This window comes from Chitinophaga arvensicola, assembly GCF_900110835.1.
Taxonomy (GTDB): domain Bacteria; phylum Bacteroidota; class Bacteroidia; order Chitinophagales; family Chitinophagaceae; genus Chitinophaga; species Chitinophaga arvensicola.
The window spans coordinates 1,246,454-1,271,548 of record NZ_FOJG01000002.1 but is presented as its reverse complement, the minus strand read 5'-3'; the positions used below and the strand labels follow the sequence as shown (position 1 = coordinate 1,271,548).

The following is a 25,095-nucleotide window of genomic DNA, read 5'->3' as shown; positions in this document are numbered from 1 at the left end:
GTGAATGCTTATATATTAAACAGATCGGGGAAAAGGATCAGCCAGCAACTGGTATGCACGGATATTGATATCCCTTCGCCACAATGTGATGAAGTACTCATTAAAACGATGGCGATCGGTATAGCGCCTTTGTCGGCGCGGGTAGGAAGAGAGGACTGGCAGAGTGGTAGTCAGACGCTCATTCCGGGATGGAATATTGCCGGCGTTATTGTAAAAAAAGGAACGGATATTTCAACGCTTGATCTTGGAGAAGCTGTATTCGGGCTGGTAGATTTTCCGGGATCGGGAAAAACATATGCAGAATATGTGATTGCCAAAGAAAGACACCTCACCGGTAAGCCTGGTCATCTTAGCTTTGAAGAAGCCGCCAGTGCGCCGTTGGGCAGCCTTTTTGCCTGGCAGTCGCTGTTTTATGACGCGAAGATCAACGGGAAATCGAAGGTCATGATAAGGGGAGCGGCGGGATGTATCGGCCATTTTGGAGTGCAGATCGCCAGGTACCTGGGAGCGCATGTCATTGCATCGGCGTCTGCCTATAAAAGTAAATTTCTCGCACAACTGGGAGCAGATGGTTTCCTTAATCAATATGCTCCTGTGCCGGGAAAGCTGTGCGGAGCCATAGACGTGGTATTGGATGATATCAGCACCAGCACGGGGCAGGCGCTCCGGTCGGCAGCTGTGTTGAAGCCGGGAGGAAGATTGATCGTTACAAGATTTGCATTAAATGCAGAGGCGGTAGAGCAGGCCCGGGAAATGGGAATCATTGCCGGCCCGGCATACCTGCATCCTAATTCTGATGACCTGCGACTGGTGGCTAACCTGATGGCCCGGGGGGATATCCGCCCATTTATTTCGGCTGTTTTTCCTTTTGATAAATTGCCGCTTGCACAAAGACGAGCTGAAATTGGCCGCTCCTCAGGAGCAATTGTGGTACGTCTGTAGCCCTTCATTACAACTGAATATTCCATTGATATTTTCCCGTTCGTGGTAACGAATGATTGTTAATCGTAGTGACACACCTAAACCCATTGAAGATGAGTGAGAACCCAATGAAACCCTTCCTGGCAGATAACAGGTTAATTGAAAAATCAGTACTTTTTATTGAGAATAATCTGAACAACCGATTTTATGACTACAAAAGATCGACCGTTGTTATTAGTCCGTATCATAGCTGCAAAAAAGCAGGTGCGCTTTGCCAGGTGGGCTTACTGGTTCAGATTACCAGTGGCCGGGACTTTCAGTTTCAGGTGATATACGAATACGGCCAACAGGACAGTGCCGGCATCGAAGAGCTCAGGTGCTTTATCCGTAAAATTGATCAGTATAGGGCGTACCAGGGTTGTTATATAGCCCATGGTTTTTTACCTGGTTGCGTAGCATTGGCCGCTTCAGATCCCCGTATAAAAATATTTGCATCCGGCGGAATTGAATTTTACCCGGAAGCGTTTGATGACCGCCTGGATTATTTTGTAAGAGAGCCGTATATGCTGGTACAAGTAATACTGAGATCCGGGAATGCACTGTTTGCAGATGTGAATGATTACTTTGAAGACAGCACAGGGGAGCGGATTTCCTGTCATAATTTCATTAACTACCGTTTTAAGCTGAATGATGCTATTCACGAAAAAATTGAAGCACTCAGAAAGGATAGAGTCACGGGAACCGTAAATGTCCACTGCGTTCTTGAAGAGGAAATTGCCATGTCGGCCGCACTTATCTATGGAGGCCAGGAAATCCGTACAGTACAGGTACAGCTGCAGTTTGATTATTACCTGGCATATGCTGTTATTCAATCTTCTTTTGACGCCGCCAGGAACAGGCGTATTATTGAAAAAGAAATCCGTTATCATAACGGGGAGTCGTTGCGGATGCAATTGATTTAATTTTATCATCTGGTCTGTTGGCGTTGTTAACGGAGCACCAACTTTTTTCACATAAATTTTCAAAACCCCTTGCTTTAATCGTTTAAAGTATGTAATATTGAATCACAATCCATTTTTCCCAAAGCAGTTTCAACCAAAAAAAGAATGAAAAAGGTAGGTCTTAAAGAGATAGCGGAGCATGTGGGCGTGTCTACTGCGCTTGTGTCATATGTGCTGAATGGTCAGGCGATTGAAAAGCAGGTAAATAAAGAAACGGCGGAAAAAATACTGAGTGCGGCAGAAGCATTGAATTACCGGCCTAACCAGATTGCGAAGAGTCTGAAAATGCGCAAAACGCATACCATCGGGCTGGTGGTGGCAGAGATCAATTACAGGTTCAGTACAGGCATTACCAGGGCTATTGAAGGGGAGGCGAAGAAGAATAATTATACGGTGATATATGGTAGTTCCAATGAAAATCAGGAGAAGTTTGCGGAGCTGGTGAATGTTTTTATCAACAGGCAGGTAGACGGACTGATATTGGTGCCGGCAGAGCATTCGGAAGAACAGATCCGTTTTCTTCAAAAGGCAGAAATACCTTTTGTACTGGTGGATAGAAATTTCCCGGATATCAAAACCAACTATATCACGCTGGATAATTATAAAGCAGCATATAAGGCAACGGAGTACCTGATAGCTACGCATCACCGGAGAATATGCATGGTCAATTATAAAACCACGTTGTTTAATCTGCTGGAGCGCAACAGGGGATACAGGGATGCTTTAAAGGATCATAAGATCCCGTTTAAACAAAAGTGGTTGCAGTCGATTAACGTGGAAGATATCCCGCAGGCGCTGGACCATGTGCTGACCGCCACCGATCCGTGTGACGCCTTGTTTTTTGCAACAGATACGCTGGCGCTTCACGGACTTAAGTACCTGAACAGGAAAAAGCTGAATGTGCCAGGAGATGTGTCCGTGCTGAGTTTCGACGAATCAGACGCATTTGAACTATTTTATACGCCTATCACACATTCCAGACAACCATTGGAGGAGATGGGCAAACAGGCAGTGAACACGCTGCTCGAATTGATCGATCATAATAAGATAAGCAAGCAGATAAGCCTGGAAGCAGATTTGATTATTGGAAAGTCATGTAAGGAAAGCTGATTTTTTTTCTTGTAAACTTTAAACGTTTAAGGTGTCCCTTTTGCCTTAGACTTTTTTTGACTGTTTAATTTAAACGTTTAAAGTGAATGTAGCGGCTATTAAAGCAACACTATAAATCCAACGTTATGAAACTGATGCTATTCATCTTCCCTATGTTTTTCTGCCTGGGCGTCTTTGCCCAGCAGAAAACCGTCACAGGTACCGTTACCAGCAAAGAGCTGCAATCCCCGCTGCCGGGAGTAACGGTGAAATCAAGTCAACAGGTAGTCACCACCGGGAAAAGTGGCGAATTTACCATCACCGCCCGTGTAAATGAGTCCATCACATTTTCTTACATCGGTATGAAAACGGCCTCCGTACTGATTACCAATTCACAGGAACCGCTGGCCTTCTCCATGGAGTATGAAACCGGAAGCCTGAACGAAATTGTAGTAACCGGCTACCAGGCACAGAAAAAGGCAGATCTCACCGGCGCAGTTTCTGTCGTGAAAACGGCCGAGATCAAAGACATTCCGCTGGGTAACCCGATAAAGGCCTTGCAAGGCAGAATCCCGGGCGTTTTTATCACTACCAACGGTTCGCCGGCAAGCGACGCCACCGTGCGAATCCGGGGTATCGGAACGCTCGGAAATAACAATCCGCTGTATGTAATAGATGGGATCCCTACGGAACGCGGACTGAATGAAATCAACCAGGCGGATATCGAATCCATGCAGGTACTTAAAGACGCATCTGCCGCTACCATCTACGGCTCAAGAGCCGCCAACGGTGTGATCATCATCACCACAAAAAAAGGAAAGAAAGGCGTCAGCAAAATAGATGTCAATTCTTCCATCTCCACACAAAATTACCGCACCAAAATCCAGGTACTCAATACCGATGAAAGAGGAAGAGCTGTATGGCAGGCAGCCATCAACGATGGCACTGATCCCAACACGGCCAGCCAGATCTATAAATTTGAAACCGGCAACCAGAACGGAAAACCTGTGCTGAATAAAGTCATCCTGCCGGAATACCTCGATGCTGCCAAAACCATGCGGCCCGCTGATACAAAATGGTTCAATGAAATTTCACAGACTTCCCTGATCAAGAATAATGATATCACCATTTCAAACGGTAGCGAAAAAGGAAGTTCGCTTTTCTCTGTCAGCTACTACGACAACACCGGTATTATCAGGGGCTCCTCGCTCAAACGCCTTACCACCAGAGCCAATACAGAGTATCGCATGTTTAACGACCGGCTCGTTGTCGGCGAAAACCTTTCCTTTACGCATTCAGTGGGCACCGCCGTGCCGGCAGAAGATATTGTGGGCCTGTCGTTACAGGCGCAACCCATAGTACCAGTGCATACGATAGATGGCGGCTGGGGAGGCCCTGCACCCGGTATGACCGATCGCCAGAATCCCGTAAGACTGATCGAAGACAACCGCCAGAATAAATCACATTTCTATCGCCTGTTTGGTAATGCATACGCTGCCTTGAAAATAACCCCTGACCTGGTGTTGAAAAGCAGCATCGGGGTAGATTATAGCGGTAACTATGCCCGCACCCTCCGCAAATCTTATGTATCAGGCTTTCTCACCGATCCTTCCAACCAGGTAAGAACGTCACAGGATTACAGTGGCAACTGGGTATGGCAGAATACACTGAATTATAATAAAGTTTTTGGTGAAAGTGCCATCGAAGCATTGCTGGGTAGTGAACAGATCCAGTTCATGTCGCAAAACTTCTTCGGATCAAGGCAGGGCTATGCGCTCGAAAACATTGACTACGCCTATCTCGACGCAGGCTCCTCCAATAAAGACAACGGCGGATCCGGCGCCAATAACTCGCTGATGTCGTTTTTCGGCAAAGTCAATTATGCTTACAAAGCACGTTATCTCGCTTCCGCTACCATCCGGAGAGATGGTTCCTCCCGTTTCGGTGCCGATAACCGCTACGCTTATTTCCCCGCTTTTTCCCTTGGATGGAGATTAAGTGAAGAAGGATTTATCAAAAATAATATGCCATTTGTGTCTGATCTGAAATTAAGATACGGATGGGGTAAAACCGGCAACCAGGCCATTGCCAACAATGCTATCTATGACCTGTATTCTGCTATCTATGGCACTGATCCTACCTGGGACAGGGATCGTGGCAGTGCATATGATATCAATGGCGGTAATTCGGGCCAGCTGCCCTCCGGGTTTACCAAAACACAACGTGGCAATAACACGTTGAAATGGGAGTCTACCACACAATCCAACTTCGGTATCGACTTTGGATTCCTGCAACAGAAAATTTCCGGATCAGTCGATTATTTTATCAAGAACACCGCAGATATATTGCTCACGCCACCCAGCCTGGCGGTGATCGGAGAGGGCGGCGACCCAACTGTCAACGGCGCTTCAATGAGTAATAAAGGTTTCGAAGGCGTGATTAATTATGATGGCAAGATAGGAAGGGAGCTGAGGTTTTCTATCTCTGCAAATGTCGCCACTTACCGCAATAAAATAACCAAGCTTCCGGAAAACTCGCTGACGGCTTTTCCCGGCAACGGCAACGATAAAATCATTATCAACAGATCTGTAAGCAGCTACTTCGGCTATGTAGCAGATGGTATTTTCCAGGACCAGGGAGAAGTGGATAAACACGCTACACAAAACGGTAAAGGCGTTGGCAGGATCCGTTATAAAGATCTTAATAACGACGGCATCATTAATGGCGCCGACAGAGATTATATCGGTACCAGCGATCCGGATTTTACTTACGGACTCAATATCAGCGCTTCGTATAAAAACTTCGATATCAGTATTTTCTTCCAGGGCGTACAAGGGGTGATGGTCAACAACAGCAGCAAGATCTACACGGATTTCTCTTCTCTCTGGCCGGGAACCAACTGGGGCAAAAGAACCCTGGATGCATGGACCCCGCAAAACACAGGCGCCAGCATTCCCGCACTCACACTGGTTGACAGAAATGATGAAGGCCGCTTTTCTACCTATTACCTGGAACCCGGATCCTACCTGCGTTTAAGGAATGTACAGATTGGATATGATCTGACCAGCCTGGCCAATAAGATCAGCATCAAAAGAGCAAGATTCTTTTTACAGGGAAGCAATCTCCTGACATGGAAGAGCAGCCGGTATACCGGTCCTGATCCGGAAGCGCCCAACAGCACATTTCCGATTCCGTCCATCTACACTGCTGGCCTGAACATTACATTATAGTACTGACTTTAAAAACAGGAAAATGAAACACTTTATATATATCATCATCGCCTTTTCACTATTAGGTACCTCATGTTCCAGGTCGCTCGAACAAACGCCGCAGGGCGTTATCTCCGGGAATGACCTGAATACGCCCGAAAACATCGACAAAATGGTGATCGCTGCCTATGCCGGGCTGGGTAACGATAACATACATACGTCCTTTTCACTGTGGCCCTGGGGCAGCATGCGCAGCGGCGACGCCTACAAAGGAGGGGATAGTCCGGGCGATAACACCGACTGGAACAACTATGAAATATTCTCCGGTAACAGACCCGAGATTGGTAACACCGACCAGATGTGGTATTATCTCTATATCGGCGTATCCCGCGCCAACGACGCGCTGAGAAGGATCAACCAGGTAAGCGACAGCAGCTATCCACAGAAGAAAGTGCGACAGGCGGAAGCCCGTTTTATCAGGGGACATTTTTACTTCCTGCTCAAAGTGCTTTATAAATATGTGCCTTATATCGATGAAACCATACCAGAGCTAAAGTATGGTGAAATCTCCAACAAGGGATTGTCCAATGATGAGTTGTGGAATAAAATTGCAGACGATTTCCGCTTTGGGGCCGACAACCTGCCGGTAAAACAACCGGAGGTGGGAAGGGTAAACAAAGCTGGTGCCGCTGCCTACCTTGCTAAAACATTGTTGTACCAGGCCTATGTGCAGGATGAAAGCAATAACTTAACTTCCATCAACCAGGAAAAACTGACCGAAGTGATTGCCCTGTGCGACCAGGTAACAGCAGCGGGGTACCTGTTAAGCCCGGACTTTGCCAATAACTTCCTTGCGCAGTTCGACAATGGAGTGGAATCGGTATTTGCCGTGCAGTATTCCAAAGATGACGGCACCCCCAAAGGTCGCCTGAACATGGGAGTGGCATTGAATTACCCGATGAACAAAGAGTTTGGTTGCTGCGGTTTCCATCTTCCAAGTCAAAACCTGGTAAATGCCTTTAAAACAGATGCCGCCGGCCTGCCGATGTTTGACACCTATAACAAAACCGATGCAAAGGAAGGCGCCGATTTTACCAATAACACTTTTGATCCTAGACTGGATCATACAGTGGCTATACCGGGGCATCCCTATAAATACAGTACTAATTTTATCTATGATAAAACATGGGCCAGAGCGCCGCAGATCTATGGATATTTCTCTTCCCTGAAAGAAACGGTGGCACCGGATGATCCATCTTTCCAGAAGATCCCGCCGTTTATGTCGAGTTCAAAAAACTATGAGGTGATCCGTTATGCAGATGTTTTACTCTGGAAAGCAGAAGCACTGATACAACTGAACCGCTTTAGTGAAGCATTGCCGCTCATCAATGCTGTTCGCCAAAGGGCCATGACAAGTACCGCAAAACTGAAATATCCCAATGGGACTTATTTTTCCAACTATAAAACAGATATCTATAAACCGGGTACCAATTGCAACTGGACGAAAGATTTTGCCTGGCAGGCGCTGGTATGGGAAAGACGGCTCGAATTTGCCATGGAAGGCAACCGTTTCTTCGATTTAGTGAGGTGGGGTATAGCAGCTGAATATTTAAATAAGTATTTTAAGGAAGAATCATCCAGAAGGGCTTATTTAAAAGACGCGCATTTCCAGAAAAACAGGGACGAATACCTGCCCATTCCCCTGGCACAGCTCAATTACAGCCGTGGCGTATATAAGCAGAACGTTGGATGGCAATAAATAAACCACTAAAGCAAATTAAATGAAAGTGACCAAGATTAGACCGAACGTACTCATGATCTCGATCGTTGCCGCCACCGGTGGATTGTTATTTGGTTTTGATACCGGCGTTATTTCCGGTGCATTGCCATTCCTGAAACAATACTGGCAACTGAATGATGCCAGCATTGAATGGATCACTACCACCGTGTTGCTGGGTGCAGTAGTGGGAGCAATAGGCAGTGGCCGTCTCTCGGATATTATCGGCAGAAAACAGATGATTATTGTCAATGCGGTCATATTTACCGTAGGTGCAATTGGTTGCGCTTTTGCTCCCAATCCTGCTATCCTGATCCTGATGCGGATCCTCATTGGTATTGCTATCGGCATCACTTCCTATGTGGTACCGATGTATATCGCGGAAATTTCACCCACCCGTATCAGGGGCGCATTGGTAACACTGAACCAGTTGATGATCACGATAGGTATCCTTGTGTCTTATATAACTGATTTTGCCCTCTCTGATGATAACAACAACGAATCCTGGCGATGGATGTTTCTTGTAGGATTGATACCTGCGCTGGTGCTGCTGATAGGAATGTTCTTTTTGCCGGAAACTCCCCGCTGGCTTATCAGCAGGCACCGGCTGGAGGAAGGCATCAAAGTGCTGAAAAAAGTGGAAGACCCGGATATGGTCGAAAAAACACTGGCCAATATCCAGCAGGAAGTGAAACAGGAAACGGAAAACAAAACCCGTGTAACGGAAATATTCAAGCCCTGGCTGCGTACGCCGCTGATTATTACAGTGGGCATTTTCTTCTTCCAACAGTTCTCCGGTGTAAATACCATCATTTATTATTCTCCCATTATTTTTAAAATGGCAGGTATTGTGAGCAATACACAATCTATTATTCCGGCTATTATTATCGGCGTTATGAATGTGCTGGCCTGCCTGTTGTCTGTTTTTCTGTTAGACAGAACCGGGAGAAGGAAGTTGTATATGATAGGCATCCTGGGGATGATTCCTTCACTGGCATTACTGGGCATCTGTTTCCATTTTAAAGAAGCATTGGGTGCCTCTCTGCCCATCTTTGCCGTATTGAGTATTGTATGTTATATCGTTTTTATAGCGATCAGTCTTGCTCCTTTAGGCTGGTTGCTGATCTCAGAAATATTCCCGTTAAATGTAAGGGGAGTGGGGATGAGCATTGGTTCTTTAGCGCACTGGGCTTTTAATGCTGTCATTGCTTTTACTTTTTTAAAGCTGGTAAATTCACTGGGTATCGACGCTACTTTCTGGTGCTATGCCGTAATCTGCCTGATTGGCGCCGTATGGGGATATTACTATATCCCGGAAACCAAAGGGAAATCGCTGGAAGACATTGAGAGCTTCTGGCGCAAAGGGAGTAATCCAAGGAAACTTTAATCTCGGGAAAATAATTAACGTATGAAAAGAATAATGTTCGTCAGCCTGTTACTGGCACTCTGTACTATGTCCTACGCCCAGTTAGGGGTGCAATATGATCCGTCTGTGCAAACCACGAAAAATCTGCAATACTTCAAGCCGAAGGGGAACCTGTTTGTGGGTGATTGTATTCCGTTTTCCCACAACGGTACCTATTATTACTACTGGTTACTGGATTCTGCCCATCATAAAAGTTTGGGCGGACTAGGCGGTCATCAATGGGTATTGAGTACTACTACGGATCTGGTGAACTGGAAACAGTATCCGGTAGTACTGGGCATCGATGAGGCCTGGGAGAAATCGATCTGTACCGGCTCTGTTGTTTTTCACAATAAGAAATATTATGCTTTTTATGCAACGCGTTTAATCAACAGCGAAGGGCATGTCAATGAGCAGTTGAGCTACGCTGTCAGCGACGATGGTATTCATTTTGAAAAACAGAAACCGAATCCTTTCTACACATCGGCACCGGGCTACAGCAAAAGGGATTTCCGTGATCCAAAGGTTTTTGTAGATGAGAAAACGGGCGAGTTCCATTTGTTTGTGTCCAGCTGGCAGGAAAACCCGGTGATGGGAAATGCAGGCGGCTGCCTGGTGCATCTCACATCAAAGGACTTGAAAAACTGGAAGGTGCTGGATCCGATCTTAACGGGGCAACCGTCGGTACCGGAGTGTCCGGATTACTTCTTCTGGAAAGGCTGGTATTACCTGGTATACAGTGATAACAGCGACACGTACTATGTGAAATCGCGCAAGCCTTACGGCCCATGGGAAGAGCCACGGCACCAGGCGCTGAATGAATCCTGGTCTAACGTAGTGAAAACGGAATCGTTTAAAAACGACCGGCGCATTGCGGCGGCCTGGATTCCTTCCAGAAACGAGAACAAAGATAATAACGGTGAAATATTCGGCGGCAATTCCATTTTCAGGGAAGTGATTCAGGAAGCTGACGGAACACTGGCTACCCGGTTCCCGGCAGAAATGATACCTGCCACGGCTTCGCCATTGTCGTTGAAGTTTATTCCGGATCTGAAGAGTACCGTGAGTGGCAACAATCTGCAGATCAGCTCAGCAGGAGGTGTTGGGGCTGCACACCTGGAAAATATTCCAACAGAATGTCGTGTAACGCTGGAAATAGAGCCGCAGGGCGCTAACGAAGAATATGGTTTATATCTCCGGGCCAATGAAAAAGCTACGGAAGGTTATCGCCTTAATTTTTCTGCCAATAACCGGATCGTGAGCCTGGGTAATACCAACATCAAAGCAGTGGATGGACTTGATAAAACAATTAAGGTAGATATCATCCTGGACAATGATATCATTGATGTTTGTATAGACAACCGCAGATGCATCGTAAATCGTACGCCAGAGCAAAAAGGAGGCTTCTTATGGTTTTACGCCAAACACGGAAACGTCAAATTTAAATCTATCAAAATCAGTCCGCTGGTAAAAGAATAATTAAAATTGAAAATATGTTATTAGGATTTGATATCGGTGGTACGAAATGCGCTGTTGTGATTGGCCGTTTGGATGAGGATGGAAAACCTGTCATAGAAGAAAAACAAGTGTTGCCCACAGATAAACCGGCTTATGAAATGATAGCGCAATTATTTTCTGTGGCAGAAGTAATGCTCTTTAAATACAACGCTACAGCACCATTGGAGGGAATTGGCATTAGTTGTGGCGGTCCGCTGAGTAGCAAAAATGGTACGATCCTTTCACCTCCCAATTTGCCTGGCTGGGATAACATCCCCATCGTGGAGTTGACGGAGAAAAGATTTGGCATCAGAACCATTTTACAGAATGATGCCAACGCCTGTGCAGTGGCTGAATGGAAGTATGGCGCGGGTAAAGGTGTAAATAATATGATTTTCCTGACCTTCGGCACCGGTATGGGAGCGGGGCTGATCCTCGATGGAAGGCTATATACCGGCATTTCGGATCTGGCCGGGGAAGTAGGGCATCTGCGATTATCAGCAACCGGCCCGGTAGGTTTTGGCAAAGCCGGATCATTTGAAGGCTACTGCAGCGGCGGAGGAATTGCGCAACTGGGGCAGATCAAGGCAAGGGAAAAATTGCAGATGGGAATCCCCGTGACCTTTTGTACTTCTTTGGAGCAGCTGGGAAATATTACGGCGAAATCCGTTGCGGAAGCTGCATTTCAGCAAGATGAAACCGCGTTGGAAGTGTATCATATCTGTGCGCAGCATTTAGGTAAAGGACTGGCGCTCCTGATAGACGTACTGAATCCGGAACTGATTGTTCTGGGAAGTATTTATGGACGGGCACAGTCACTGTTGGAGCCGGTGATGCAGGAGGTGATCCGGAAAGAGGCCCTGCAGAGCTCCGCCAGGGTGTGCAGGATTGTACCTGCCGGATTAGGTGAGGGGATCGGAGATATGGCCGCGCTTTCACTGGCGTTGCTGAGTGCAGAAGGGTGAAGAGAGCAGATGAGTTTTTAGCAGAGGGCTTCTTAAACTTAGTTTTAAGAAGCCCTCTTTATGTTCATTAGCTTTTCCGGTAATGAAAGAAAAGACGTTGCATGCAACCAGCAAAATATCATATATATTGCCAGCAATATGGGTAGCGACTTAACAGATATCATCAAAAAAGACCTCACCATCATTTTCTGCGGCATTAATCCAGGCTTGAAATCTGCATTGGACGGGCATCATTTTTCCGGGCGCAGCAATCGTTTCTGGCGGGTATTACACCAGGCGGGTTTTACACCTCATGAAATCCAGGCGGTGAATGATAAAACTATACTCGATTATGGGTATGGACTTACTACTGCGGTAGACAGAGCCACTGTTCGGGCCGACGAGCTTTCAAAAGAAGAGTTTGCAAAATCAATCGAAGGCTTTAAAAAAAAGATGACCTATTTCCAGCCGGAATATATCGCCTTCCTGGGTAAGCCTGCGTATATGGCCTTTTCCGGTAAGAAGCAGATAGCGTGGGGGCGTCAGGAGGAAGACTGCTGCGGGGCGAAAGTCTGGGTGCTGCCTAATCCTAGTGGCCTGAATCGGGGATTTACCCTGCAGGACCTGGTTACTCATTACAAAGAATTATATAGCGCAGTCTCCCATTAATAAATTCCCTTCTTCAACTTTGTTGGAACGGGAAGCCTTTGTAAAGACTTCCCGTTTTGAGTATAAAAATAATTTCTCCGGAAGCAGTTACATTCTCTGCGACTGAATATTCAGTTTAATTTCGACTTCGGGAAGAATGTAAAGCGCAGAATCCGGATGGTTATAGCTTTGCATACCCCATTCCAGCCGGTTTAGTTTAAAGGCTGCCCTGGTCTGGATATAATCGCCGCCAGCTTTGATGGTAGCCGGAAACCGGAGCGGATGCGTTTGACCGATCATCGAAAAATCACCTGCGATGGTTACCTGGTTGCTGTCACTTTTGGGAGAACGGTCGTAGGTAACACTGCTGATACGGAAACTGGCTTCGGGAAACAGCGCGATGTTAAAAAAGTCCGGACTTTTCAGATGTGTTAACAGCGCTATTTTAAGGGAGTCTGGCAGATCGGTGTCTGTGATGCTGGCAATGGGAATGGTAAAATGCCCGCCGGTAATGGCGCCCTGTTTGTCTGTTTCCAGTACGCCGGATACATTGAAAGTACCAATGTGAAAATGTGTGGGCGCCATGCCTTTCCAATCAATGACCGACTGATTTTCATTTACTTTGAAATCCCGGGAACGGCTGTTTTCGTGAGAACATGCCGCTAAGGTAATAAGGGTAGCTGCTGCTACGTAATGTAAAAGTTTCATTTTAAAAAATAGTTTAGTGAGGGGATAGTCGTCGGACTATTCCGTTTTGAGATTAACAGACTGCAAGATTGGCGTTATTTGCGGAGGGATACAAATAGTGTCGACACAGGGGCGGATAAGTCGACAGGAGCAGGGTTTTGTGGCTGAATAAGAAAAATTATTCCGGCGAATAAAGCATATCGTTACCCGGGTTGAATTTCTGGGCACAGATCAATTTATAATTTCTCCCGATAGGGATTTTTTCTTCTTTTATAACAATATAATTAGGGTTGTAACTCTCTATCTTATCAACCGGAATAATAAAAGAGCGGTGAATGCGCAGGAAATCGCCAACAGGCAGCAGCTTTTCGGCCACACTGATTTTTTGTTTGGTATAGAATGTTTTCTCCGCAGTAATCACTTTGATGTAATCTTTTACGCTTTCAATCCAGAGGATATCTTTTGTATTCACTTTAATCAACCGGCGTTCAATCCGGAGGTAGAGAAAATGATTGGCCGGTTGTTTCATGATTGTTTCGCTGACAGCTACCGGTTGATCGTTCTTATCGCCGTTGAGGAAATGCATTACTTTATCTATGGCCTGTAGAAACCGTTTCAGCGGAATGGGTTTGAGCAGGTAGTCGATGGCATTCAGGTCAAATCCATCAATAGCATATTCCTGGTAGGCGGTCGTGAAAATGATCATAGGCGGCTTCTTCAGGCTGCGGACCAGGTCTGTTCCGGAAAGACGCGGCATTTTTATATCCAGGAATACCAGGTCTATTTTGGAGTTTTGAATGGTCTGGAAAGCTTTCAGGGCGTTATTACAGGTATCCACGATTTCTATTTCGGGGATATTGGCCGAATATTTTTTCAGAATATCTATGGCGTGGGGTTCATCATCTACTATAAGGGTCCGGATCACCATATTTTAGTTTTTGTTGGGGGCTGATAATTGTACATTCAATTCGGTGATGAAACAATCTTCTTCATCAAAGCATTTAAACGAGTGCTGTCCGGGATATAACAGGTCCAGTCTTTTCTGCACATTGAATAATCCAATCCTGCCTGTAGCCTGCTGGCTGTCGATCACAGCGCCTTCCGGCTTGCTGTTGCTGATTTTTAATAACAGGTCATTTTGGGAGATGTATAACTCGATATTGATCCAGGGGGTATCAATCGTTTCGGCGGCGCCATGTTTAAAAGCATTTTCCACCAGCGGAAGCATCAGTAATGGTGCGATTTTCCGGTTGCCGACATCATCGCTGATATTGACGTTGAGTTCCAGGCGGTCTTCATAACGGAGCTGCTCCAGTTTTATATAATCGTTTAATACTTCAATATCCCTTTTCAGCAATACCTGGTCGGCGTTGCATTCATAGAGTACGTACCGGAGTATATTGGAAAGTCCCAGGATAATGCCCGGTGTTTGCGGGGCGTTATCCAGTGAAAGTGCATAGAGGTTATTCAGCGCATTGAAAAGAAAGTGAGGGTGCAGCTGTCCTTTCAGAAAATTTAATTCCGCCTGTAGTACGGCCTGTTTCCGCTCATGCCATAAGGTAAACAGTTGCAGGGTAACACCAATCCAGACAACGACGTTGCTCCGCTCTATGGCGTTTACAAAATCAAGGGGACTGGTAAATTGTGCCCACCTGGATTTATTGATTTTATCCCATGTGAAGCTGGCGTCGCCTGCTTTATAAAACCGGTATATATAGGGATCCGTGATAAAGATTTCCGCGAGCCGGTATAGAACAGCGACCGCAAACAGGATGGCAACGGACGCAAAAAATACACGGATATACTTTCCCGGGAAGAAATACCTTGGCATCACCCAGTTGGCGATCAGGTAAAAGTAACACATATGTACCGGCAATAGCATCAGTATTACTACAGCCCCCAGTTGATAGCTGCCATAGGCCGTTCCATAGATAAAAAGGAGCAGGCTGAATGCCAGCAGCCAGAAAATGACGTGTTTGAGTATGTTGTATCGCTTTGTCAATAAGCTGTTTTTGTAGTGTTTACAAAGGTAAGCCAGGGCGCTATAGTACTTGTTTTTGGTAGACGAAAAACCATTTCCGTCGATAAATTACAAAAAAAGCGGACAGCTTTGGGCCATCCGCTTTAAAAATACTTAACAGGCAATTATTGCTGTCCGCCTTCTTTCTTACCAGCACCCTGTTTCTTCCGGTAAGCTTTTAATTCGTCTTTGTCAATAAAAGTATCTTTGTTACTGTCTATTGCATCGAAATTCTCTTTCAGTTTGGAAAGTCTTTTGTCACCGCCAGCTACTGCTGCATCTACCTCAGCTTTGCTGAGTTTACCATCTCCGTCTGTGTCCAGTTTCTTAAAGAATCCTTCGCGGTCGTGCTGTTGTTGCGGTTGCTGTTGCTGCGGCTGTTGCGCATAAGTTTTTACAGAAACAAGTGTTGCCATTAACAAACCTGCTACAAGAAAGTGTTTCTTCATAATTGTACATTTTGAATGTTGATGATTTAGTTCCTAAGGTTGTATACTGAAACGTTCAGCATATAGGATTAGATAGTCCGCCTATTCCGAAGTTTAATGTGGTGCAGGTCGTCAGGAAAGGGCCGGACGAGCGGGGCGGTAGTGGAAAGTCTTTCTGGCGCTATGTTTGGGGCGAATATAAGCGAAGGGTTTACCTGGTTATCTTAATACTATTTAACACTCGTTGACACTAATTAACGATTGGCCGTACAGATAACGGGCTTTGCAGTCAGCTGCTGCAAAGCCCGTTACAAGACAATTATATCAGAAAATGAAATTGGTACTGAGGAAGTCGGAGGTGTGTCCGTTTACAATATCTTCCAGCAGTTTTTTGTTGGTATCATTCATCTTGGTGGCCACCAGCGAGCGGATGGAGAAGGAGCGGAGGGCATCATGTACAGAGAGTGTACCTTCTGCGCTATCTTTTCTACCCGTGAAAGGGAATACATCCGGACCGCGCTGGCACTGGCTGTTGAGGTTTACCCGGCTTACCTGGTTTACCAGCGGATCAATCAGCGTAGCCACTTCATCCGGGTTGTTGCTGAAAATGCTTACCTGCTGGCCATGTGGCGATTCAATGAGGTAATCGATTGTTTCTTCTATCTCATCGTAAGGAACAACAGGGATCACTGGTCCGAATTGCTCTTCGCGGTAGAGTTTCATTTTATCATTCACCGGGAATACTACTGCCGGGAATACAAAAGATTCGTTCGTGGCACCGCCGTTTTCATTTACGATGGCAGCACCGTGTGCAATGGCATCATCCAGTACTTCGCGGATATAGGCCGGTTTGCCAGGTTCTGCAACCGGCGTGAGTTGTACGCCTTTCTCCCAGGGCATACCAAACTTCATTTTACTGATGGCTTCACTGAGACGCGCATTAAATTCAGCTGCTATGGAGCGGTGTACAAACAGGATTTTGATGGCAGTACAACGTTGACCGTTATACGATAATGCACCCAGGATACATTCATTCACGGCTACGGTGATATCCGCATGTTGTGTGATGATGGCTACGTTCTTGGCATCCAGGCTGAGTACTGCCCGCAGGCGGTTTAGCTTGGGATGGTGCTTGCGGAGATCGTTGGCTACCTTACTGGAGCCGATAAAGGCAAGTACATTGATTTTTCCGGTGGACATGATACCTGGTATGACGGAGGCGCCACGACCATAGATCGTATTCACCACCCCTTTAGGGAAAGACTCCATAAAAGCGCGCAACAGCGGATAATGTACCAGGGTGCCATGTTTTGGCGGCTTGAAGAGAATGGTATTGCCCATGAGCAACGCCGGGATCAGGGTAGTAAAGGTTTCATTCAGCGGATAGTTGAATGGTCCCATACAGAGCACCACACCCAATGGCGAGCGACGGATCTGCGCAATAGTGCCTTCTTTGATCTCGAAGCGGGAAGAGCTGCGGTCTATTTCCTTTAGGGCATCAATGGTGGCATTGATGTATTCTATGGTGCGGTCAAATTCCTTGATTGAGTCGGCATAGGATTTCCCGATTTCCCACATGATCAGTTTTACGATCAGGGCGCGTTGCTCCGTCATTTTACGGGCAAATACGGATAGGCAGTTAATGCGGCCATCCAGTCCCATGGTGGGCCATTCGCCGCGGCCGTTGTCGTATGCCGCCAGCGCGGCATCCAGGGCTTCAAAGGCCTCTTTCTCGGTACCCAGCGGGTAAGTACCTATCAGTTTGCGTTTCAAACCTTCCGCAGTGGGGATGTTGATAGGAGAATACACCTCACTCACCGGGCCTGCCCATTGTTTCATTTCCCCGTTTACCAGGTACTCTCTCTGATGAATTTCAGAAATACGGAATTCCTCGGGTATTTCATTTTCTTCAACAAAGAGTTTTTTAAGCTCATCTTGAAAACTCATGTGTTAAAATTTTATGCGTACAAATTACACAAAATAGATCGGATATTTCGCATAGATTGTTTCGATCGGGGGGCGGGAAAAATCTATAAGGTGTTCGTAAAATATGCCGTATGCGATAGCTAACTTTTTTATTTTCAACGATTAACCTTAGTTTTGCCGGATGTTTTACGGAGAAAATTAATCTAGCGCATGCCCTTGACGAAAGTTTTGATCACTGTTAAAAGTTACCCCACGTTATCTTCCCATTATGATGAACAGGTAAGCATCGCCGGTTTCCGGGAAGATGGTGTTTTCATCAGGATATACCCCATTCCATTTTCAAAAAAGACTTACGAAGAACAATACCAGTTGTACGATTGGGTGGAACTGGACCTTGAACGGAATACCCGTGATTTCAGGCTGGAAAGCTTTAAGCCCGTTAGTCTGGAGGAAACCGCAAAGAAAAAAGGCCATCTGGGTACAGAAGATCATTGGAGCGCGCGGAAGGCCATTGTACTGAAGAATATATACCGCCACCTGGATACGTTATTCATGGAGGCGAAACATGAAGCATTCTATACATCGCTCGCCGTGTTCAAACCTGCCCGCATATTGGGTTTTGTAGTGGAAGAAACCGAGCGGGAATGGAACAGCGACCAGCTCAAAAAGCTGCAGGCCGGAAAAGCCAACAGCCTGATCTTCGAACATCCCGAAGAACCTTTTGAGGTGATACAGAAACTGCCGTACCGGTTTTCTTTCCGTTTTACGGATAATAAAAATGAGGAAATCACTTTGCCGGTGGAGGACTGGGCCCTGGCATCCCTGTATTGGAAAAGCCTGAAAAGGTTTAATGGGCCTGACCGGGAACAGAAGGCCATCAACGAAGTGAGAAAGAAATACCTGCAGGAATACGCACGGAATACAGACCTGTATTTCTTCCTTGGTACCACACAGCATGTACATGCTGCCGCAAAGCAGCCATTTACCATCGTGGGTTTATTTCAACCTACAGAGCCACCCGCTGTGATACAGGGTAGTTTATTTTAACGGGCGCATAACGCTCACGTATATACAAATTGCAAGGCTTATATTATCTTACGTCTTCGTATTTGACTTTATACTATGAAGATGATATTTATGAACCACCGGAGCTGGGCCCCCATTTTCTTGTTTCCCCTGATGCTGGCAGCCTGCCACGGCAACAGTAAAAAAGACAATCAGAAAGCTGTTGTACCTACCGGTACAAAGGATTCACTGACCGTGGAAAAGGCGGTGGATCTTCCTTTCCTGTCAACGGAAACCTATGTGTCGGGCATTATCAGCCGCAGGCTGGCGATTGAAAATGCGTTGCCGGGAAAAACTCCGGAAAGCGCCGTACTGCTATACCGCTCCTTTGCACTGTATGTAGATACCGCGCTGCTGGGCATTACCGCCAATGAATCCAAATGGCTTGATGAATATGTGAACTACGGGTACTCGAAGGAAAAGCAGCAAGTAATGCCGCCCGCTAATGTGGCGAAACGCATTGAACTGCTGGCTACCGCAGGTATTGAGCCCTGGAGTATCGGAGAAGGATATACGGAGTTACGCACCCAACCGGGATTTTATACCCACCTGTTTAAAAACTCACTGCCGGCCGACTATAAAGCTTTTCTGCAATTGCAGGCAGATGAAGACACGGTGTTATACAACGCAGATGCCGGGTTAATGATATCCTTCAACGAAGTGGGAAAAAGAACCCTTAACTGGGAAAAGTTCCTGGACACTTATCCCAACAGTATCTTCGCCCCCACTGCGAAAGAATTGTATGAGCGGTATTGCCGGGACTACCTTTTCGGAGAAGATAACACCATGTCATTCGATGATAGAATGGACCTCAATTCCCTGGTTCCGGAAAACAAAAAAGAATATCTCTCTTTTATACAGTTACACGGCAACACCAAAACCGCCGCCCTGGTAAAGCAATTCCTGGATCTGCTGAACACCGAAAAAACATACGACGAATTGCAGGTGCATATGCAGGCTGCCATAGCGGGCGTTTACTCCGGGTTGGTCAGCTTATTGCCACCGCAGCCCGAATTTCGCGCAGAACAGGTAGAAGCACTCACGAAAGCGGTGTATGATACTGTTCCTGCGGAAGTAGAAATTTCACAGGGCAACAATGAGTCAATGGAACGGGCGCTTGATTCCCTGTTGTACTTTCAGCAAGACAATAATCTATACTGTGTCGCCATTTTCACCAACCGGGGAAAAAGCGGCGGCGCACCGGTTTCCGGTTGGGTAGATGTATGGGCCTTCAAAAAAACGGGCGATCATTGGCAAACGGTGGATCATCTGCTGAATGCCGGCGGGGGAGGGATGTATGGTAATTCCGGTTACTTTGATAAACTGATCAGGATGGGTAGTCGTACCACCGGTATCGTGATCTCCGGCGGCATTACACACATGGGAAGCAATGTTTCCTGGGATGACCTGATTGCACTGACAAATGATAAGCTGACACCCGTGATGAATATTGTGACCAACAATATGTATGAAGGTGGTAATGGCGTACAAAAATGTAACCTGAACAAATGGATGCTGCAGCACAACGGTGAGCAGGAAAACGACGACCTGGTGATTGTTCCCAGCAGCTGTATAGGCAGCAATGTGCCGCTGGACCGTGTAACGGTTCCGTATAAAAACGGTCGTTATAACGTGCCGGCTGCATTCCAGGATAAAGGCATTTAATATAAAAAACCAGTAGCCATCAATGCGGCTACTGGTTTTATTGGGTTGTTTCAGCGATATGTTAACTCTTTTGTGTTTTTCCACTGAACAGATAAAGAACTGCGCCTGCAACAACGAGGCTGATCTTAATACACCAGGCAGTTCCTTCTCCCCATTTATAGATCCACATTAGTATTTTGGGAACATGGTTAAAAAATCCGGCAACAATGGAGGAAAGGCCAACGATCACTAATAAGGAACCTATTCTTTGCATATAATAGTGTTTTCAGTAAGATGGATAGGGTTACAGCAGGAAAGGGAATTTATCCTCAAACAGGGAGCCAACAACAGGTACAGGCTTTTTCTGGCCGTTTGCGGCATTGATGATACCAGGGATCCACAGTGCGAGTATCGCGATATTGGCATACACCACTACGGATAACGCGGGTATCATCCGCACTACAATACTGATCACAATACCCAGGATGGTACTGATAATAGCAATGCCCAGCGACTGCTTCAGGTGATAACTGACAAACGGGTCACGCGCTTTGTTTTTAAACTGGAAATAGGCAATCAGCCATCCGATGAGCGAAATATAGGAGACGATAGCGAGTGTTTTTTTGTCCATGCTGTTTTCGTTTAGATTGTTATTTTTTGTTTTAACAAAGCTACGCCCGGAGGCAGGGCGTTTTTATCCCTGAAAACAGCTATTTTCTATCGTATTATATCAAACCGAACTGGGTGGCCAGTTTTATGACAGCAGTCATCGTGCTTACATCAAATTTTTCAATGAGGTTTTTGCGATGGCTTTCTACGGTATGCGGACTGATAAACAGCTGATCTGCTATCTGCGCAGTGGTGAATCCTTTGCTGACCAGGCCCATGATTTCTTTTTCCCTGCGGGTGATCCTGGGTATCGATGTTAGTTCTCCTTCTGATACCTGGCTTACAATATCGCGCGTAGCGCGGCACAGGTAAGTTGCTCCATTTAAGGCCGCATTAATGGCCATGATGATTTCCTCGCCCACAGAGTTTTTGAGCACATAACCATTGGCGCCGCTGTTAAGAATATTCTTGATCACCAGGCGTTCGTTGTGTACGCTGAGGGCAATAATACGCACGTCTTTATCCTGTTTGCGTACCTGCTGGCAGATCTCTATGCCGCTGATATCCGGCAGGTTGATGTCCAGTAACACTACATCGGGTTGCAGCGTGGTGATGCCCTCTAATCCGGCTTTCCCCGTACTGAAGCAACCTGCTACCGTTAAATCTTCCTGCCGGGTCAGCAGGTTTTTCAACCCTTCCATTACAATCGGGTGGTCATCTATCAGCAATACTTTTATCATATACTATCTTGGTTTACGGAACATTCCATGTTAAAGGCGGCGCCGGTGCCGGGAGCAGAGGTTACTTCGAGGGTACCATGCAGCATTTCTACCCGCGACTGGATATTCGCCAGCCCGGCGCCTTTCAGAGCCTGCATCTGTGTGGTGTCAAAGCCTTTGCCGTCGTCTTCCACTACCAGGAAGATGCGTTGACCCCGCTGCTGCAATTGCACCAGGATTTCTGTTGCACCTGCATGTTTGATGGCATTATTGACCAGCTCCTGTACAATCCGGTACAGCGTTACCTGCCGGCCCGGGCTCATATCATTTTTATAGTTGTATACCTGGCAGGAAACCGGTACGCCGGATTTCCTGAGACCGTTGCAATACTCTTTGATGGCTTCTCCCAGGCCATAAGTGAGCAGCACTTCCGGCATCATACTTTTGGCGATCCGGCGCAATTCGTCTACCGCGTTATCCAGGTGCCCCATCGTTTTGTGAACAATCGTATCCGGGGAGGATACTTTGATGGGCGCCTGCAAAGCAGACAGTTCGATCTTTACACCAGACAACAATCCCCCAAGGCCATCATGCAGGTCACGCGCGAGCCGCGTGCGTTCTGTTTCCTGTCCTTCCAGCATGGCGGATAACACCGACATACGGTGTGCCTGGTTTATTTTGTCCAGCTCCAGTTCATGCAGTAGTTGCTTTTGCCGCAGGGCTTTAGAGCGTTGTTTGAACGCATAGAATAGAAACGCGGCGGCCAGGAACAGCGCGATTGTAAGGGCGGAATAGATCCTGTTCAGCTTGCGGTTATAGGAAAACCGTTCGCCCATCGATTTTAATTCCTGCTCCCGTTTGGCGGTCTTGAAATTGGCGCTGGTCAGTGCTTTCTGTTGTATTTCCGCTTCATACTTTGCATCCAGCAGTGCGTTATCTTTCACAATAGCTGCATATTTTGCGGCCAGCAAAGCCTGGTCTTTCTGCCCCGACAGGTATCTCGCCTTTATCAGTTCGCGGTTCCTCAGTTCCGCCAGCAGCCTTATTTCCAGCAGTGCTTTTTCCTTGCGGGCCATTTCATATTTCGCTTCGAGGTCTTTGGCTTTATTCATTTTTTCTACATCAAACAGCTCCTGGTAGGTAGCCATGTATTGCTTGTAGTTGAAGAAGGCCATGGCGGTATCTTTCTTTTGCTCAAAGGCTTCGGCCAAACCAAAATATGACTGCGACAGATTGTATTTATCGTACAAGGGATCTTTCATGCTGGTAGCGATGGCGCTGTAGAGGTATTCGATGGCCTCATTGTAATCGCCGCGGCCATAGGCCATATTGGCCAGCGTATTGTATACGCCTGCCTCTACGGCAAACTGTTTGGTAAGGCGTCCTTCCTCCAGTGCGATCTTGTTGTAATAGTCGATGCTGTCTTTATTGGCTGCTGTTGCGGGCATATGCTCCAGAAAAATATTGGCGATGCCGATTGCAGAGAAGGGAATGTCGCTGGGCGCCACCAATCGCACCCTGTTAGCCCTCGCCAGCTGAAGGGAGTAGCGCATGTAAAAGAGCGCAGAATCCAGGGCTTTGTGTTGTGAATTATCACTCCTGTATAGGTTGATGAAATAAGAACCCCGTTCCTGGTTGGCACTGATCAGTTTATCCAGTATACCGAGCCTGTTAGCCGCTTCCAGCGACAGGCGTGTGTATTTTTCTACGTTCAGGAGGTCATACCAGCGGAAATAAATACCGCCCAGTTCTGAATAAATGGCTTGCCGGTATTTCAGGCCATCGGGTTCTTTTTCCAGTATATCCAGTGCTTCCTGCAGGGTGTGAATGGCTGCTGTTTCCTGGTGTTCCCGGCTTTGGAGCCAGCCTTTCATATATTGCACATACCCTTTCATGAGGCCGCTGCGGGAGTGTCTGATATAGTGCCAGGCACTGTCCATACAGTTGTAAGCGGTGGTGGCGTCTCCGGTGATGTAATAGGAGGCTGCCATCATGCCGTAGGTATGTGCCCGGTATTGGCCGTCTTTCATAGGAGCCGCCATTGACAGGGATTCCCGGAGAATCTGGAGGCCTTCTTTCCAGCCGGTGTTAAAGAACACCACCTGCCCGAGTCTATCCATTGCGTCTATACGTTTTTCCAGCGGCAACTGTGGCTGCGCCACGATATTCCGCAGCGAGTCTGCCAGCAACTGCGCGCGTGCGCTGGCCGTGATGGCCAGGAAAGCGAGCGTATATATAATACGATTCAGTAGGCGCATGTTTTTCCGATCAGGTGCAAATTTACAATTGTCGTAGAATTAAAAATGGCTGATTTCAGGGATATCATCTTCCTGTTGCTGCAAGTACTTTTGCTTCATCAATCATGAAAACTGAAACAATATGAAACAAGTAAAAGCCCTTTTAGCCGGTTGCTGCGCGGCAGTAGTTTTTGCCAGCTGCGGATCAACATCCAATCCCGTAGAGTATAACAACAAGCTGATGACGGTGATCAATGATAATGAAAAAAACATCAACGCCATGAATACTGCTATGGCGGGTCAGGACTACAAAAAGGCAGAGACTACGCGTAAAACATGGGTAGCGCAACTGGATAAATCCATTGGAGAAGTAGATAAGATGGACGCCATTAAAGAAGATGACGGGCTGAAAGCGTCGGTACTACAGGGGTTGAAGGATTACAGGAAGATAGCAGCGGAAGAATTTCCTAAACTGATCGATCTGCGCACCCGGGAGAAAAATGGTGATGCTGGCGTACAACCTGATATTCAGGCTGCACTCGATAAAATTAATCATGCTTATGAATCAATAGCCGGAAACGTAAATAAAGCGGCGACCAGCTTTGAGAAAAAAAACAGTAAGTAGGCCATAGCATAAGAAGAACGCGTACTTTTAACGGTATAGAAACGGTGGTTGTCTGCATGGCAACCACCGTTTAAGCTCCATCTTCCCAAATCATATACCTGCTATAAAGGACAGGTACTCCCGCGTACCTTCCTCCATTTTCTCCACAGACGGATCGTGCTCCATTCCGTAAAAGGCAAAGAACGATTTATAATCTGCCCGGATATAGTTAAACGTTACCTCGAAAGGTGCTGTCAGCTCAGCCAGGGTGTATTTATATCTCCCGGTGGCCGTATAGTCTGCTTTGCGGATCCCGGCGGTAATGGCCAGCGCGATCTTCTTGCCGGCCAGCTGATACCCGCTGCCAACACCATAAGCCCAGCCATGTGTTAATACCTCATCCAGCCATTTCTTAAAAAACGGTGGGCAATTAAACCAATAGAAAGGAAACTGGAATATCACTTTGTCGTGGGTAGATAATAGCTCCTGCTCCCGCTGTACATCAATTTTCTCATCCGGGTATGCGCGGTGCAGGTCATGTACCGTGTATTGATCCGGAGAGGCTGCTAATGCGGCCATCCATCTTTTATTAATCACCGAACTCTCCAGGTCCGGATGTATAATGATCACAAGCGTTTTCTTCATATAACTGATCGTTTATTTGC

Annotated in this window: 22 protein-coding genes; 12 read left to right on the top strand and 10 right to left on the bottom strand. The window is 46.6% G+C overall.

Annotated features, from left to right (window positions below; all coding sequences use genetic code 11):
• The 9 genes from BMW79_RS22475 to mug all read left to right on the top strand — a co-directional run bounded on the left by BMW79_RS22475 (position 1) and on the right by mug (position 12,512).
• Complete coding sequence (locus BMW79_RS22475) at positions 1–942, top strand: NADP-dependent oxidoreductase (RefSeq protein ID WP_177192290.1); 942 nt, start codon at positions 1–3, stop codon at positions 940–942.
• Positions 943–1,034: 92 nt separating this feature from the next.
• Positions 1,035–1,883 (top strand): hypothetical protein, encoded by an 849-nt coding sequence (locus BMW79_RS22470; RefSeq protein WP_143059254.1) that lies wholly within the window; start codon positions 1,035–1,037, stop codon positions 1,881–1,883.
• A gap of 144 nt (positions 1,884–2,027) precedes the next feature.
• Positions 2,028–3,032 (top strand): substrate-binding domain-containing protein, encoded by a 1,005-nt coding sequence (locus BMW79_RS22465; protein ID WP_089898297.1) that lies wholly within the window; start codon positions 2,028–2,030, stop codon positions 3,030–3,032.
• Between the two features lie 125 nt (positions 3,033–3,157).
• Positions 3,158–6,241 carry a SusC/RagA family TonB-linked outer membrane protein gene (locus tag BMW79_RS22460; protein WP_089898295.1) on the top strand — a complete coding sequence of 1,028 codons (3,084 nt, stop codon included), beginning with the start codon at positions 3,158–3,160 and terminating at the stop codon, positions 6,239–6,241.
• A gap of 22 nt (positions 6,242–6,263) precedes the next feature.
• Positions 6,264–7,979, top strand: coding sequence for a RagB/SusD family nutrient uptake outer membrane protein (locus BMW79_RS22455; RefSeq protein WP_089898293.1), 1,716 nt, complete (start codon positions 6,264–6,266; stop codon positions 7,977–7,979).
• A 28-nt stretch (positions 7,980–8,007) separates the two neighbouring features.
• Entirely contained in the window at positions 8,008–9,384 is a 1,377-nt protein-coding gene (locus BMW79_RS22450) for a sugar porter family MFS transporter (protein ID WP_218150412.1), read from the top strand.
• A 21-nt stretch (positions 9,385–9,405) separates the two neighbouring features.
• Positions 9,406–10,881, top strand: a complete 1,476-nt coding sequence (locus BMW79_RS22445) for a family 43 glycosylhydrolase (RefSeq protein ID WP_089898289.1) — start codon at positions 9,406–9,408, stop codon at positions 10,879–10,881.
• A gap of 14 nt (positions 10,882–10,895) precedes the next feature.
• Positions 10,896–11,864, top strand: a complete 969-nt coding sequence (locus BMW79_RS22440) for an ROK family protein (protein ID WP_218150411.1) — start codon at positions 10,896–10,898, stop codon at positions 11,862–11,864.
• Between the two features lie 60 nt (positions 11,865–11,924).
• Positions 11,925–12,512 carry a G/U mismatch-specific DNA glycosylase gene (gene mug, locus BMW79_RS22435; protein WP_245752634.1) on the top strand — a complete coding sequence of 196 codons (588 nt, stop codon included), beginning with the start codon at positions 11,925–11,927 and terminating at the stop codon, positions 12,510–12,512.
• A gap of 87 nt (positions 12,513–12,599) precedes the next feature.
• On the opposite strand, the gene BMW79_RS22430 is transcribed toward mug, so the two are convergent.
• The 5 genes from BMW79_RS22430 to BMW79_RS22410 all read right to left on the bottom strand — a co-directional run bounded on the left by BMW79_RS22430 (position 12,600) and on the right by BMW79_RS22410 (position 17,573).
• On the bottom strand, positions 12,600–13,199 hold the full coding sequence (locus tag BMW79_RS22430) for a YceI family protein (RefSeq protein WP_089898285.1): 600 nt from the start codon (positions 13,197–13,199) through the stop codon (positions 12,600–12,602).
• Between the two features lie 157 nt (positions 13,200–13,356).
• Positions 13,357–14,106, bottom strand: coding sequence for a LytR/AlgR family response regulator transcription factor (locus BMW79_RS22425; RefSeq protein ID WP_089898284.1), 750 nt, complete (start codon positions 14,104–14,106; stop codon positions 13,357–13,359).
• A 3-nt stretch (positions 14,107–14,109) separates the two neighbouring features.
• Positions 14,110–15,180 carry a sensor histidine kinase gene (locus BMW79_RS22420; protein ID WP_089898282.1) on the bottom strand — a complete coding sequence of 357 codons (1,071 nt, stop codon included), beginning with the start codon at positions 15,178–15,180 and terminating at the stop codon, positions 14,110–14,112.
• Positions 15,181–15,323: 143 nt separating this feature from the next.
• Positions 15,324–15,647: an EF-hand domain-containing protein gene (locus BMW79_RS22415; protein WP_089898280.1), complete on the bottom strand. Its 324-nt coding sequence runs from the start codon at positions 15,645–15,647 to the stop codon at positions 15,324–15,326.
• 303 nt (positions 15,648–15,950) lie between these two features.
• Complete coding sequence (locus BMW79_RS22410) at positions 15,951–17,573, bottom strand: NADP-dependent glyceraldehyde-3-phosphate dehydrogenase (protein WP_089898278.1); 1,623 nt, start codon at positions 17,571–17,573, stop codon at positions 15,951–15,953.
• 189 nt (positions 17,574–17,762) lie between these two features.
• Here BMW79_RS22410 and BMW79_RS22405 point away from each other — a divergent pair, with 189 nt between their 5' ends.
• Complete coding sequence (locus BMW79_RS22405; protein WP_089898276.1) at positions 17,763–18,599, top strand: hypothetical protein; 837 nt, start codon at positions 17,763–17,765, stop codon at positions 18,597–18,599.
• A gap of 75 nt (positions 18,600–18,674) precedes the next feature.
• On the top strand, positions 18,675–20,282 hold the full coding sequence (locus BMW79_RS22400) for a hypothetical protein (protein ID WP_143059253.1): 1,608 nt from the start codon (positions 18,675–18,677) through the stop codon (positions 20,280–20,282).
• Positions 20,283–20,343: 61 nt separating this feature from the next.
• Here BMW79_RS22400 and BMW79_RS22395 read toward each other — a convergent pair whose 3' ends face one another.
• The 4 genes from BMW79_RS22395 to BMW79_RS22380 all read right to left on the bottom strand — a co-directional run bounded on the left by BMW79_RS22395 (position 20,344) and on the right by BMW79_RS22380 (position 23,847).
• A complete protein-coding gene (locus BMW79_RS22395; protein ID WP_089898272.1) occupies positions 20,344–20,535 on the bottom strand; it encodes a hypothetical protein in 192 nt (63 codons plus the stop codon).
• A gap of 30 nt (positions 20,536–20,565) precedes the next feature.
• Positions 20,566–20,892: an import component protein gene (locus tag BMW79_RS22390; protein WP_089898270.1), complete on the bottom strand. Its 327-nt coding sequence runs from the start codon at positions 20,890–20,892 to the stop codon at positions 20,566–20,568.
• A gap of 94 nt (positions 20,893–20,986) precedes the next feature.
• Complete coding sequence (locus BMW79_RS22385) at positions 20,987–21,610, bottom strand: response regulator (protein WP_089898268.1); 624 nt, start codon at positions 21,608–21,610, stop codon at positions 20,987–20,989.
• Positions 21,607–23,847 carry an ATP-binding protein gene (locus BMW79_RS22380; RefSeq protein WP_089898267.1) on the bottom strand — a complete coding sequence of 747 codons (2,241 nt, stop codon included), beginning with the start codon at positions 23,845–23,847 and terminating at the stop codon, positions 21,607–21,609. Before BMW79_RS22380 ends, BMW79_RS22385 begins: the two co-directional genes overlap by 4 nt.
• A gap of 121 nt (positions 23,848–23,968) precedes the next feature.
• Between BMW79_RS22380 and BMW79_RS22375 the strand changes: the two genes are divergently transcribed.
• Positions 23,969–24,451, top strand: a complete 483-nt coding sequence (locus BMW79_RS22375) for an LIC11966 family surface protein (protein ID WP_089898266.1) — start codon at positions 23,969–23,971, stop codon at positions 24,449–24,451.
• 90 nt (positions 24,452–24,541) lie between these two features.
• Here the strand turns inward: BMW79_RS22375 and BMW79_RS22370 are convergent, their stop codons facing one another.
• Entirely contained in the window at positions 24,542–25,075 is a 534-nt protein-coding gene (locus BMW79_RS22370) for an NAD(P)H-dependent oxidoreductase (RefSeq protein ID WP_089898263.1), read from the bottom strand.
• Positions 25,076–25,095 lie beyond the last annotated feature (20 nt).

Excerpts from the sequence above, each read along its gene's own strand:
- BMW79_RS22380 (WP_089898267.1), bottom strand. The coding sequence starts at position 23,847 with ATGCGCCTACTGAATCGTATTATATATACGCTCGCTTTCCTGGCCATC.
- BMW79_RS22410 (WP_089898278.1), bottom strand. The coding sequence starts at position 17,573 with ATGAGTTTTCAAGATGAGCTTAAAAAACTCTTTGTTGAAGAAAATGAA.
- BMW79_RS22460 (WP_089898295.1), top strand. The coding sequence starts at position 3,158 with ATGAAACTGATGCTATTCATCTTCCCTATGTTTTTCTGCCTGGGCGTC.
- BMW79_RS22405 (WP_089898276.1), top strand. The coding sequence starts at position 17,763 with ATGCCCTTGACGAAAGTTTTGATCACTGTTAAAAGTTACCCCACGTTA.
- BMW79_RS22430 (WP_089898285.1), bottom strand. The coding sequence starts at position 13,199 with ATGAAACTTTTACATTACGTAGCAGCAGCTACCCTTATTACCTTAGCG.
- BMW79_RS22400 (WP_143059253.1), top strand. The coding sequence starts at position 18,675 with ATGAAGATGATATTTATGAACCACCGGAGCTGGGCCCCCATTTTCTTG.
- BMW79_RS22395 (WP_089898272.1), bottom strand. The coding sequence starts at position 20,535 with ATGCAAAGAATAGGTTCCTTATTAGTGATCGTTGGCCTTTCCTCCATT.
- BMW79_RS22440 (WP_218150411.1), top strand. The coding sequence starts at position 10,896 with ATGTTATTAGGATTTGATATCGGTGGTACGAAATGCGCTGTTGTGATT.
- BMW79_RS22425 (WP_089898284.1), bottom strand. The coding sequence starts at position 14,106 with ATGGTGATCCGGACCCTTATAGTAGATGATGAACCCCACGCCATAGAT.
- mug (WP_245752634.1), top strand. The coding sequence starts at position 11,925 with ATGTTCATTAGCTTTTCCGGTAATGAAAGAAAAGACGTTGCATGCAAC.
- BMW79_RS22375 (WP_089898266.1), top strand. The coding sequence starts at position 23,969 with ATGAAACAAGTAAAAGCCCTTTTAGCCGGTTGCTGCGCGGCAGTAGTT.
- BMW79_RS22470 (WP_143059254.1), top strand. The coding sequence starts at position 1,035 with ATGAGTGAGAACCCAATGAAACCCTTCCTGGCAGATAACAGGTTAATT.
- BMW79_RS22465 (WP_089898297.1), top strand. The coding sequence starts at position 2,028 with ATGAAAAAGGTAGGTCTTAAAGAGATAGCGGAGCATGTGGGCGTGTCT.
- BMW79_RS22385 (WP_089898268.1), bottom strand. The coding sequence starts at position 21,610 with ATGATAAAAGTATTGCTGATAGATGACCACCCGATTGTAATGGAAGGG.
- BMW79_RS22455 (WP_089898293.1), top strand. The coding sequence starts at position 6,264 with ATGAAACACTTTATATATATCATCATCGCCTTTTCACTATTAGGTACC.
- BMW79_RS22370 (WP_089898263.1), bottom strand. The coding sequence starts at position 25,075 with ATGAAGAAAACGCTTGTGATCATTATACATCCGGACCTGGAGAGTTCG.
- BMW79_RS22445 (WP_089898289.1), top strand. The coding sequence starts at position 9,406 with ATGAAAAGAATAATGTTCGTCAGCCTGTTACTGGCACTCTGTACTATG.
- BMW79_RS22390 (WP_089898270.1), bottom strand. The coding sequence starts at position 20,892 with ATGGACAAAAAAACACTCGCTATCGTCTCCTATATTTCGCTCATCGGA.
- BMW79_RS22415 (WP_089898280.1), bottom strand. The coding sequence starts at position 15,647 with ATGAAGAAACACTTTCTTGTAGCAGGTTTGTTAATGGCAACACTTGTT.